Source organism: Nonomuraea sp. NPDC050227 (genome assembly GCF_044459705.1).
Lineage (GTDB): Bacteria > Actinomycetota > Actinomycetes > Streptosporangiales > Streptosporangiaceae > Nonomuraea.
In genome coordinates, this window is sequence record NZ_JBITJF010000004.1 from 688,905 (window position 1) to 700,373 (window position 11,469).

At 74.8% G+C, this 11,469-nt stretch carries 11 protein-coding genes; 5 read left to right on the forward strand and 6 right to left on the reverse strand.

All coding sequences use genetic code 11. From position 1 onward, the window contains the following. Window positions 1-193 precede the first annotated feature (193 nt). Entirely contained in the window at window positions 194-1,069 is an 876-nt protein-coding gene (locus tag ACIBK9_RS20140; RefSeq protein WP_397160089.1) for a universal stress protein, read from the forward strand. A gap of 16 nt (window positions 1,070-1,085) precedes the next feature. Here the strand turns inward: ACIBK9_RS20140 and ACIBK9_RS20145 are convergent, their stop codons facing one another. After that, window positions 1,086-1,691: a hypothetical protein gene (locus tag ACIBK9_RS20145; RefSeq protein WP_397160091.1), complete on the reverse strand. Its 606-nt coding sequence runs from the start codon at window positions 1,689-1,691 to the stop codon at window positions 1,086-1,088. Between the two features lie 224 nt (window positions 1,692-1,915). After that, complete coding sequence (locus tag ACIBK9_RS20150) at window positions 1,916-2,794, reverse strand: GerMN domain-containing protein (protein ID WP_397160093.1); 879 nt, start codon at window positions 2,792-2,794, stop codon at window positions 1,916-1,918. Window positions 2,795-3,042: 248 nt separating this feature from the next. Between ACIBK9_RS20150 and ACIBK9_RS20155 the strand changes: the two genes are divergently transcribed. The 4 genes from ACIBK9_RS20155 (at window position 3,043) to ACIBK9_RS20170 (ending at window position 6,915) form a co-directional block, all read left to right on the forward strand. Next, on the forward strand, window positions 3,043-4,017 hold the full coding sequence (locus ACIBK9_RS20155; protein ID WP_397160095.1) for an Acg family FMN-binding oxidoreductase: 975 nt from the start codon (window positions 3,043-3,045) through the stop codon (window positions 4,015-4,017). A 28-nt stretch (window positions 4,018-4,045) separates the two neighbouring features. Then, a complete protein-coding gene (gene ppk2 / locus ACIBK9_RS20160) occupies window positions 4,046-4,840 on the forward strand; it encodes a polyphosphate kinase 2 (RefSeq protein ID WP_397160097.1) in 795 nt (264 codons plus the stop codon). 135 nt (window positions 4,841-4,975) lie between these two features. Continuing rightward, a complete protein-coding gene (locus ACIBK9_RS20165; RefSeq protein WP_397160099.1) occupies window positions 4,976-5,647 on the forward strand; it encodes an NAD(P)-dependent oxidoreductase in 672 nt (223 codons plus the stop codon). A gap of 77 nt (window positions 5,648-5,724) precedes the next feature. Then, window positions 5,725-6,915, forward strand: a complete 1,191-nt coding sequence (locus ACIBK9_RS20170) for a MarP family serine protease (RefSeq protein WP_397160101.1) — start codon at window positions 5,725-5,727, stop codon at window positions 6,913-6,915. A 27-nt stretch (window positions 6,916-6,942) separates the two neighbouring features. Here ACIBK9_RS20170 and ACIBK9_RS20175 read toward each other — a convergent pair whose 3' ends face one another. The 4 genes from ACIBK9_RS20175 to ACIBK9_RS20190 form a co-directional block, all read right to left on the reverse strand. Then, on the reverse strand, window positions 6,943-8,439 hold the full coding sequence (locus ACIBK9_RS20175; RefSeq protein WP_397160103.1) for a carboxylesterase/lipase family protein: 1,497 nt from the start codon (window positions 8,437-8,439) through the stop codon (window positions 6,943-6,945). A 363-nt stretch (window positions 8,440-8,802) separates the two neighbouring features. Next, entirely contained in the window at window positions 8,803-9,903 is a 1,101-nt protein-coding gene (locus ACIBK9_RS20180; protein WP_397160105.1) for an alcohol dehydrogenase catalytic domain-containing protein, read from the reverse strand. Beyond that, window positions 9,903-10,820 carry a DMT family transporter gene (locus tag ACIBK9_RS20185; RefSeq protein ID WP_397160107.1) on the reverse strand — a complete coding sequence of 306 codons (918 nt, stop codon included), beginning with the start codon at window positions 10,818-10,820 and terminating at the stop codon, window positions 9,903-9,905. The genes ACIBK9_RS20180 and ACIBK9_RS20185 overlap by 1 nt, the downstream gene beginning before the upstream one ends. 27 nt (window positions 10,821-10,847) lie before the next feature. Then, a complete protein-coding gene (locus ACIBK9_RS20190; RefSeq protein ID WP_364334559.1) occupies window positions 10,848-11,459 on the reverse strand; it encodes a glycerol-3-phosphate responsive antiterminator in 612 nt (203 codons plus the stop codon). Window positions 11,460-11,469: the final 10 nt, after the last annotated feature.

Sequence of the window (11,469 nt, forward strand, 5' to 3'; positions counted from 1 at the left end):
ACCTCCCCTACTCATTCAGCCGTCCGGGAGGTGAGCGGACAGGATCGCCAGCCCCAAAACTTGGAGAAATCTGACGGCGGAGGCGATCCGGGGCGGCTCCGGACGGCTTCCGGCCCGCGAACTTGGGGTTTCTTCGCCCGCTCCTGACTTTGGGCAGGCGGGGACCGAGGAAGATCCACGGCCGGGAGGCAGCATGCCGGGACGGATCATGGTCGGCGTGGACGGGTCCGCGCCGTCGGACGCCGCGTTGGGCTGGGCCGCCGACGACGCGGCGCGTACGGGCGCGGAGCTGCACATCGTGCACGCCCTGGACCGGCAGCCGTACAGCGTCGGCAGGTTTCCCGACTTCGGGCAGTGGAACAACCTGCTGTTGGCGGCGTCCAGGGTGCTGGAGCGGGCCGAGGCGGCCGTCCGGGCGCGGCAGCCGTCCGTGCCGGTGCACGCCGAGATCGTGGAGGGGACGCCCGCGGCCGTCCTGCAGGATCAGGCGCGGCGGGCGGACGAGCTGGTCATCGGCAACCGGGGGCTGGGCGGGTTCGCCGGCGCGCTGCTCGGATCGGTGACCACGCAGGTGGCCGGTCAGGTGCGGTGTCCCGTGGTGGTGGTGCGCGCGGACCCGCCGGAGCGGGTCGGCGAGGTCGGCGTCGGGATCGACGACTCCGGCGTCTGCGAGCCGGCCATCGGCTACGCCTTCGAGCAGGCCAGGCTGCGCGGCGCCACGCTGCGCCTGATCCACGCCTGGCAGATCCCCGTGCACGCCTTCGCGCCGGAGATCGCCTACGACGTGGACGAGGTCCGGGCCGCCCAGCGCGCGGTGATCCGGACCAGGACGGCCGGATGGCGGGAGAGGCATCCCGAGGTGACGATCGTGGAGGACGTGCAGAGCGCCCATCCGGTCGAGGCGATCACCGGCGCGCCCTGCGACCTGCTGGTGGTCGGCTCCCGCGGCCGGGGCGCGTTCGGCTCGCTGCTGCTCGGCTCGGTCAGCAGAGGGGTGCTGCACCACGCGCGCTGCCCGGTCGCGGTGATCCGTCCCGCCGACGACGCCGGGGGCCGCGAGCCGCGGTGAAGGACGGGCGGCGCGATCAGGGGCTGCGCCGCCGTCCCCAGTCCTCGCCGGCCCGCGCCCACTGGACCTCCCATTCCCGGTACCGCCGCCGATCCGTCCACCACCGGAACGCCGCGAACCCGCCCGCGGCGGCCAGGGCGATCACGGACATGAGCAGGAGGCCGGTCACCACGCCCCTCGTCCGCAGGACGGTACGGGCGGTGGGCGGCGGCACGGGCCGGCCGGCGGCGTCGATCCACAACGGGACCGTCGAACCGGCCCTGGCCACCCCGGGGACCGGCACCGGGCCGCTGCGCGCCGCGCCCGAGGACGTCGTCCAGCTCGCCATCGCCCGCTGCTCGCCCACCGGCATCTCGGTGAGGGCGACGCGGGCGGCCGGCGCGTCGGCCAGCAGCGTCGCCCTGACCTGGTGCCGCCCCACGGCGTGCGCGCTCTCCTCGTGGAGCGCGCCCTCGTAGGCCAGCCGGCCCACGAGGACGGCGGGCCAGACGCCCGCCAGCACCACGAGCCCGGTCACCAGCACCGCGAGCGCCTCCAGCCGGTCGGAACGGCGGCGCAGGGGATTGCCGTCGGGACGGTACAGGCGTACGCGCCGGGCCAGAAGGTCGATCAACGCTTTCAACGGACACCTCCTTGAAGCACTGTGCGGGCGCCCCGGCGGGGACGGCAGGGGCGGGCGGCTCTTGACGGGAGGACCTTCGTCCCGAGTCCGTCAGGACGGACGGGGCGGCCCCGCGTACGGATCACGGAGGACAAGGCGTGGTCACCCCGCCATCATGAACGAACCAAGAAGATCAACATGGCCGTTCTCCTGGGAAGACGTGCCAAGCGGCACCCCGGCCGGCCTCAGCCGGGCGCCAGCGAACGGGGGATCGAGTCCGACGGCCCGGCGGGATGCCCGGTACGCCCCGCCGCGTCATAGATCTTGACCCACCGGATCGCCGGGAACTGCTTGAGCGTCGGCCTGATCTGGTCGGCGATGGTGAAGGCCGATCCGCCGCCGTCGACCGGGCCGGTCAGGTGGACCCTGGCGATCCCGTCCGCGACGGTCAGCCTGCCGAAGCCGGTGGCCTTGGAGCTGACGAAGCGCAGGCCGCGCGCCCGTTCGGCCTCGGTCGGGCCGGCGAACAGCCGTTGCAGCGCGCCGTAGGCGGTCGCCGGCGGGGCCACCGGGCGGGTCACGGCCGCCGTGCGCGGGCTCCGGGCGGTGGTGTCGAGGAAGTGGTCGCGTACGGACACGGTCCGGTAGGACGTGGTGAGGTCGACGACGACCCGGCTCGGCCGGGTGAGCGTGCGGACCTGGTAGGGCACGCGCCTGGCCAGCCCGACGCCGAAGGTGAGCGCGGCCTCGAAGTCCCCGGTGTTGACGACCTGGACGACGCCGGGCAGCGCGTAGGTGCGGCGGGTGGGGCCGTAGGTGACCCGGCCCCGGCGGTCGTGGCCGTCGGCCTGGTCGAAGCGGACCTGGAGGAGGGCGTCGCCGACCGCGCCGACCGTCCGTCCGGAGCCGTCGGCGACCAGCCGGGACACGTAGCGCACGTCGTGCCGGGCCGGGACCGGGCCGCGGAACTCGAAGACCAGCCGGTCCAGGCCGGGCAGGTGCGCGGCCCGGATGCCGACCAGGACGGGGACGGCGGCCTGCCGCGCCGCCCGCGCGGGTAAGGCCGGCACGCCGGTGACGGTCACCGCCAGGGCGGCGGCGAGGAGGGAACGGATCGGGACCATGATCATCATCTCTTTCCCGTGAACGATCCTGGTCCCAGACTGACGCGCGCGATCGCGGGGCGACACCGCCGGACGTCCTGAACTCCGTGGCCCTCCGGCACTCGCGCCGGCCCCGGAAGTGTCCTTGGACCCTCGTGGCGCGGGTCCTCCGGCCCTGTGCCTGGCGTCCTGGGAGGTCTCATCCTGGCGGGGTAGGCCGGACAGAGAAGACCGAACATTTCGACGCGGTCGTCTTCTGGAGGTGGACCATGAGCACGTGCTCGCCGAGACAGGCCATGGACGCGGCGGTCGAGGCCGCTCGATGGGCCCCTTCCGTGCACAACACCCAGCCGTGGACCTTCTCGGTCTCCGACGTGGAGATCGGGTTGAAGGCCGACACCGGCAGGCAGCTCAAGGCCGGTGACGTGACCGGGCGGGAGCTGGTGATCAGTTGTGGCGCGGCGCTGTTCACGATGTGCGTCGCGATGCGGCGCGCGGGGTTCGAGCCGGTCGTCCGGGTCCTGCCGGATCCCGATCGGCCCGGGTTGCTGGCGACGGTCCGGCCGGGCCGGGAGAGCGAGCCGGACGAGGTGACGCGGGTGCTCGCGGGCGAGATCGAGCGGCGTCACACGCATCGGGCGGGTTTCGCCGACGTCCCGGTCCCTGACGCGTTCGTGGAGTCGCTGGTGAGGGCGGCGATGGGCGAGGGGGTCCGGTTGACGCCCGTCCGGTCGGCGGAGGCGGTGGAGGTGCTGGCCGCGCTGACCCGGGCGGCGCAGGGCGTGCAGGAGCAGGATCAGCGGTTCGGGCTGGAGGTCGTGCGGTGGGCCAGGCCGCCGGGCAGCACGCGGGCCGACGGTGTGCCGGCCGGGAGCTACCCGCGAGAGGGCGCGCCGACGGAGGCGGTCTTCCCCCAGCGTCACTACGCGTGGCGGCAGGGCTGGGGCGCGCCGGGCGGCCAGGACGAGACGGCCGTCGGGGTGGTCGCCGTGCTGACCACGCGGGCGGACGACCGGCGGGACTGGCTGGCCACCGGCCAGGCGCTGCAGCGGGTGCTGCTGCAGGCGTCGGCGCACGGGGTCAGCGCCGCCTTCCACACGCAGGCCCTGGAGCTGGAGCTGTTGCGGGAGTTCCTGCGGCTGGAGCTGTTCTCCGGGGAGCATCCGCAGATGATCATGCGGCTGGGGGTCACCTTCGAGGAGAAGGGCACGCCCCGGCGTCCGCTCTCCGACGTCCTGGGGTGAGCGCGGCGCCCTTCTAGAATCCGCAGGCATGGGGACTGACAGGCTGCGCCGCAAGCCGTACGAGAAGGAACTCCGCCGCCTCCAGGAAGAGCTGGTGGAGTTGCAGGAGTGGGTGCGGGCCGAGGGGCGGCGCGTCGTGGTGATCTTCGAGGGGCGCGACGCCGCGGGCAAGGGCAGCACGATCAAGCGGGTCACCGAGTACCTGAACCCGCGGGTGGCCAGGATCGCCGCGCTGCCCGTCCCGACCGACCGGCAGCGGTCGCAGTGGTACTTCCAGCGGTACGTCGAGCACCTGCCGGCCGCGGGGGAGATCGTGCTGTTCGACCGGAGCTGGTACAACCGGGCCGGGGTCGAGCGGGTGATGGGGTTCTGCACGCAGGAGGAGTACACGCGCTTCCTGCACCAATGTCCGATCTTCGAGAGGCTGCTGGTCGAGGACGGGATCCTGCTGCGCAAGTACTGGTTCTCGGTGAGCGACGCCGAGCAGGAGCGGCGCTTCCACGACCGGCTGGCGGACCCGATGCGCCGGTGGAAGTTGTCGGCGATGGACCTGGAGTCGATCACCAGGTGGGAGGAGTACTCCCGGGCCAAGGACGAGATGCTGGTGCACACCGACATCCCCGAGGCGCCCTGGTACGAGGTGGAGAGCGAGGACAAGCGGCGGGCCAGGATCAACATGATCGCGCACCTGCTGTCCACGATCCCCTACCGGCGGGTCGAGCGGGCGCCGCTGGAGATCCCGCCGCGACCGCCCGCCACCGGCTACCGGCGCCCCCCGCGCCGCGCCGGAGGGTACGTCCCCGACGTCACGGCCGACCTCTGAGCGGGCCTGGCCGGAAGCCGGTGGGCATGTCGCGTCCGGGGCCGAGGCTTTGCGGGGATGTCACCTTTGCCGGGCCGGCTCCGTCTTACCGGTGACTGTTCGCGCCGGACCCCTTCAGAACCCTCGGAGTGATTCGTGAAACTCACCGTCTTCGGCGCCGGCGGCGGCGTCGGCCGGCAACTGCTCGCCCAGTCACTGGCCCAGGGGCACGACGTCACGGCGGTCGTGCGCGACCCGGCCAGGCTGGACGGGCTGCCGGTCCGGGTCGTGCCCGTCGCCGACCTGACCACGGCCGAGGCAGGCGACCTGCGGCCCGCCGTCGAGGGCGCCGATGCCGTCCTGTCGGCGCTCGGCCCGCCGAACAACGCCGCGGCCGGGGTGGCGTCCCGGGGCACCAAGGCCATCCTCGCGGCCATGGAGGCCGCCGGAGCCCGCCGGCTGGTCGTGGTGAGCGCCGCCCCGGTGGGCACCACCCCCTCGCCGGGCCGCCCCAACCCGCCCCGGCACGACCCGGGCGACGGGCCGTTCCTGCGATACGTGGTGTATCCGCTGGTCAAGGCCGCGCTGCGCCCGCAGTACCTGGACCTGGCCGTCATGGAGGACGCCGTGCGCGACAGCGGCCTGGACTGGACGCTGGTCCGGCCGGTGCAGCTCACCGACAAGCCCTTGACCGGCGCCTACCGGACGGCGGTGGGCCAGAACGTGCCCGGCGGCCGGTACGTCTCCCGCGCCGACGTCGCCCACGCCATGCTCGCCGCGCTCGGCCGTCCGGAGACGGTCCGGCAGGTCATCGGCATGGCTGACTGACCCGCTCGCCGATCAAGGAAATCCGGCGTACCGGACTTGATCCTCCCTTGTGGGGGAAAAGATGATTGTCTTTGCTTGTGTCCGGTGATCTGCTCGACGTCGTCCTGGTCGTTCTGGTGGTCGGGTTCGGCGTGGCGGGGTTCCGGCAGGGGTTCGTCGTCGGGGTGACGAGCTCGATCGGGTTCGTCGCCGGATGCGTGCTGGGCATCGCCGTCGCCCCCGCCGTGACGAACGCGCTCGTGACCGGCGACATCGCGCAGACGGCCTTCGCGGTCGTCATCGTGTTCCTGATCGCGCTGGCCGGCCAGTTCGCCGCGTCCACCCTGGGGGTGCGGTTACGCACGTACCTGCCCGGCGAACCGGCCCGGATCCTGGACTCCCTGGGCGGCGGGCTGGTCAACGCCACGTTCGTGCTGCTGGTCGCCTGGCTCGTGGGCAGCCTGCTGGTGTCCAGCCCGTGGACGCTGGTGGTGGAGCAGATCCGCGGCTCGGCGCTGCTGTCCACGCTCGACGCGGCGGCGCCCGAGGCGGCGCGGAACTGGCAGCGGCCCTTCAAGCGGTTCATCGACCGGTCCGACTTCCCGCCGGTGCTCGACACCATCGCCGGGATGAGCCCCGTCCGGGTGCCGCCGCCGGACGTGGCCGTGCTGCGCAGCCCGGCGCTGCGGCAGGCCAGGACGGGCATCCTGCAGGTCCAGGGGACCGCCTCCTCCTGCGGCAAGCGCATCACCGGCACCGGCTTCACGTACGCGCCCGACCACATCATGACCAACGCGCACGTCGTGGCCGGGGTGGACACGGACCTGCAGGTGGTCGACCACCAGCAGCGGCCGCACCCGGCGCAGGTCGTCTGGTACAACCCCCGGCGGGACGTCGCGGTCCTGTACGTCCCCGGCCTCGGGCTGCCCCCGCTCTCCTTCGACACCCGGGCCAGGGAGGGCCAGGACGCGCTGGTCGCCGGCTACCCGAACGGCGGCGGCTTCACGCCGGAGCCCGCCCGCGTCGCCGCGCGGCAGCGGGCCGGCAGCCCCGACATCTACCACGCCTCGCAGGTGACCAGGGACGTCTACCTGGTCCGGGGCAAGATCCAGCAGGGCAACTCCGGCGGCCCGCTGCTCGCCGTGGACGGCCGCGTGCTGGGCGTGATCTTCGCCGCCGTCGCCGGCCAGGTGGAGACCGGCTACGCGCTGACCGCCGGCGAGGTCGCGCCCGACGCCCGCCAGGCCGCCACGGCCACGAACCCCGTCAGCACCCAGTCCTGCGACTGACCCCGGCCCGCCCGCGGTGACCGGTGCTCACGCCGGCCCGGACGCCGCCAGCGGGAGCGGGTCGAAGGCGTGCCCGGCCCACAACCGGCGCGACGCCTCCTCCGGGTACGCCGCCGTGCCCGGCTCGGCGTCGATGATCCAGGTCAGCCGCTCGCGCGGCTCGTACGCCGGCCAGCCCGGGTCTCCGGTCGCGGCGAAGGCGGTCCACGCCGCCCGCACCCGGGCCGACAGCTCGGCGGCCTCCGGCGGCGGCTCCTGGCCGAGCAGCAGCCCGGCCGCGCCCGCGGTCAGGTTGCCGAACGTCAGCGGCAGGCCCAGCCCGTGGCACGCGCCGAGCATCCCGCCCATGCCGGGGGCGGGCCAGGTCAGCTCGTACAGGTGAGCCCGGCCGCGCCCGCCGTGGGCCTCGGCCAGCCGTACGGACGGCATCCGGAACAGCCAGTCGGAGTGGACCAGCTCGTACAGCCGCTCGTCGCCGGCCTCCGGGTGGGCGGCCCGGTAGGCCGCCGGGTCGGGGGCCAGCGCCCGCAGCGCGGCGGCCGCCTGCTCGGCGGTGACCTGGCCGAGCTCGCCGCCGAGCGCCATGAACAGCCGGTACTCGTCGCGGTTGTGCCCCACGAGCAGGTCCACCCCGCCTGCCGGCGACCGCCAGGGCGTCGCGGGCAGCACCTCGCCGTCCACGACCGGCGCGAACGGCGTGCGGACGTGCGCGGCCAGGCCCCAGCGCGGACTGCCGCCCATGCCGGCCGCCACCGCGTCGCCGGCCTCGATCAGCCGTTCCTGCGGCAGGCGCGCCAGCTCGTCCGCGTGCGGGGCCGCTCCCAGCTCGGCGGCCACCGCGGCGGCGAGATCGGCGGCCAGCTCGGGGGTGAAGAACAGGCCCGGCACGCTCTGCGCGATCGCCCGGCGGAACAGGCCGGCCGCGCCGGGCATCGTCATCAGCGCCGCGATGCTCCCGGCTCCGGCGGACTCGCCGAAGACGGTGACCAGGTCGGGGTCGCCGCCGAAGGCCGCGGCGTTCTCGCGCACCCAGCGCAGGGCGGCCACCTGGTCCAGCAGGCCGCGGTTGGCGGGCGCGCCGCGGAAGTGCCCGAAGCCCTCGGCGGAGACCCGGTAGTTGACGGTGACCACGACGACGCCGTCCCGGGCGAGCACGCCGCCGTCGAAGAGCGGGTCGCCGGACCAGCCGTACATGTAGCCGCCGCCGTGGATCCACACCATCACCGGCAGCCGGGTCGCGCCCAGGTCGGGGGTCCACACGTTGGCGGTCAGCCAGTTCCCGTCGGTGCCGGCGTCGCCGGCGGCGCCCAGCAGCCTGGACTGCGGCGGCGGCGGGCCGAACGCGGCGGCCTCGCGCACGCCGTCCCACGCCTCGGGCGGCGCCGGGGCGGCCAGCCGCAGGCCGCCCACCGGTGGGCGCGCGTACGGCACGCCGCGGAAGACGGCCACGCCGCCCTCGATCCGGCCGCGCAGCCGGCCCGTGCGGACGGTGACCTGCGGGTGAGCGGTTCCGGCGGCGCTCATGGCACGCTCCTCGTCCGGGGGACGGCTCCGACGGCCGTGCGCGGCCATCCTCACCCCGGACGGGGGCCGGCCGCATCCCGTTTTCCGACGGCCGGGCCACGGCGATGGCATGGGACGGCCAGGTGGGGGTATGCGGTCCGGATCTCCCACCCCAGAAGGAGCCGCCGGAATGTCTGGCCGCATCGCCGGCCCGTGGGGTTCGCGCACGCCGTACGGGCCGCGCGAGGACGGCGCACATGGACGGCAACACCCGGCGACTGCGAGGACGAGACCGCCACCCAGCTGACCTGGGCCCGCGGCCGGATGAAGCAGGCGGCCCGCAGACGCTGGTCGTCGCGTCCGGGTAGCGTCCGGCCCCGGCGGTCAGCCGTCGAAGACGATCAGCTGGCGCAGGGCGGCGCCGTCGGCGAGCTGGTCCATCGCCTCGTTGACGGCCGCCAGGCCGATCCGGGCCGAGACCAGCCGCTCCACCGGCAGCCGGCCCTCGCGCCACATCCGGGCGAACACCGGGATGTCGCGGGCCGGCAGCGCCGAGCCCAGGTAGCTGCCGATGACGCTGCGCCCGCCGGCCACCAGCGCGAGCGGCGAGATCGAGGCGCGGGCGCCGGGCGCGGGCAGGCCCACGCTGACGGTGCGGCCGCCGGGGGCCGTCGCGGTCACCGCGGTCTCGAACGCCCGCGCGCTGCCCGCCGCCTCCACCACGACGTCCGCCTCGGCGGGCAGCTCGTCCGGGCCGTACACCTCGTGCGCGCCCAGCTCGCGGGCCATGGCGAGCTTGGCCGGGTTGGCGTCCACGCCGATCACCCGGACGTCGTCGAGGGCCAGCGCGGTGAGCAGCGCCGCCATGCCCACGCCGCCCAGCCCGACGACCGTGACCGTCTGCCCGGGGCGCGGCCGGCCCGCGTTGAGCACCGCGCCGCCGCCGGTCAGCACGGCGCAGCCGAGCAGGGCGGCGACCTCGGCCGGCACGTCGGGATCGACCGGGACGACCGAGCGCCGGTCGACCACCACGTGCGTGGCGAACGCCGACACCCCGAGGTGGTGCAGCACCGCGACGCCGTCCCTGTGCTGGCGGACCGCGCCGCTCAGCAGGGTGCCGTCGTTGTTGGCGGCGCTGCCCGGCAGGCAGGGCGTCACGCCCTCGGTGGCGCAGCCGGCGCAGCCGCCGCACCTGGGCAGGAAGGTCATCACGACGCGCCGCCCGGGGGCGAGGTCGTCCACGCCCGGCCCGGTCCGCTCCACCACGCCCGCCGCCTCGTGGCCGAGCAGCATGGGCGTGGGACGCACCCGGTTGCCGTCCACCACCGACAGGTCGGAGTGGCACACGCCGGCCACCTCCACCCGCACCAGCAGCTCGCCCGGCCCCGGCGGATCGAGTTCGAGGTCGCAGACCGTCAGGGGCCGCGACTCCGCGTAGGGCCGGGACCGGCCGATGTCCTCCAGGACCGCGCCGCGAATGCGCATCAGTTCGCCCTTCTTCGTGTCGAGAGGTTGGCCAGCAGCACCCCGCAGCCGCCCAGGACGAGCCCGGCCACGGCGAGCGGGGGCAGCGGCTGCCCGGCCAGCGACCAGGCCAGCACGGCGGTCACGGCCGGGGTCAGGAAGAACACCGTGCTCACCCGGCTGGCCGGGGAGCGCAGCAACATCCGGTTGAGCAGGATGAACGCCGCGATGGAGTTGACCAGCGCCATCCAGCCGACCGACAGCCCGAACGCCGTCCAGTCCGACACCCGGACCGGGCCGAGCGCCAGGCAGGCCAGCCCGGCGGCGGGGGCGCTGACCAGCAGCTGCACCGCGGTGCCGCTCAGCGCGTCCATGCGGGGGGCGTACCGCTGCTGGTAGAGGGTGCCCGCGCTGAGCCCGGCCAGCCCCAGCAGGCACAGCGCCACCCCGGACGCGGACAGGCTGATCCGGTCGGCCACCGCCAGGACCACCCCGGCCAGGCCGAGCGCGAACCCGGCCCACTGCCCGGCGCCGACCCGCTCGCCCAGCACCCGGCCGACCAGCAGGATGACCACCGGGTTCAGCCCCTGCACCAGGGACACGACCGCGGCCGGCAGGCCCGCGCCGAGCGCGCTGTAGAAGGCGCCGAACTGCACGGCCTGCATCAGCAGCCCGGCCACGGCCACGTGCGCCAGGTCCCGCCCCCGGGGCCACGGGACCCGCCTGACCAGCGCGTACGCCCCCAGCAACACCCCGGCGACGGCGAACCTGCCGAACATCAGCAACAGCGGCGGCGCCGCCCTGACCCCCGGGATCCCCGCGATGAACGCGCTGCTCCACAGGACGACGAACACCCCGGGCGCCACCGGCCACCGCCTCCCGGCGCGCCGGACGGGCGCCGTGGCGGCGGCGGTCTCCCGCACGCGGGCAGGCGTCATCGCAAGGTCCTTCCGGATGAAGACGGATCAGGAGGCGCGCAGGGCCGAGCGGCGCAGCCCCCACAGCTCCTCGTCGGAGGTGCACACGCCGACGGCCCCGTGCCGCAGCGCCTCCACCACGTCGTCCGCGCTCTGCACGAACCCCGCGGCCAGGCACGGCACGCCCACCGCCCGCACCTGCCGCTCGACGTGCCGCAGCACCATGGCCGGCATGAGCTGCACCAGGTCGGGCCGCGACCGGGTGATGGACTGCAGGCTGCGCCGCAGGTTCGACCGGTCGGTGACGAACACCTTCTGCATGGTCAGCAGCCCGAGCCCGGTGGCCCGCTCGATCATCGCCTGCCGCGTGGAGACGACCCCGACCGCGCCGATGCCCTGCAGGTAGGCCAGCGCCCCGGGATCGTGCCCCAGGCCGGGGGTGGAGTCGATGTTGACGAATGCGATCTTCCGGGCGGCCACCGTGCGCTGGACCGTGGCCGCCAGGTCGCCGAGCGGGATCGAGGCCAGGATGCCGATCGGCGTGGCGGAGGAGGTGAACCGCTCGACCATCTCCACCCCCACCAGCGACGCGGCGACGGGATGCTCGGCCAGGGCGGCGAGCAGGCGCTGATCCAGCGGACCCTTGTGTCGAGAGTTCACCGCATCCACC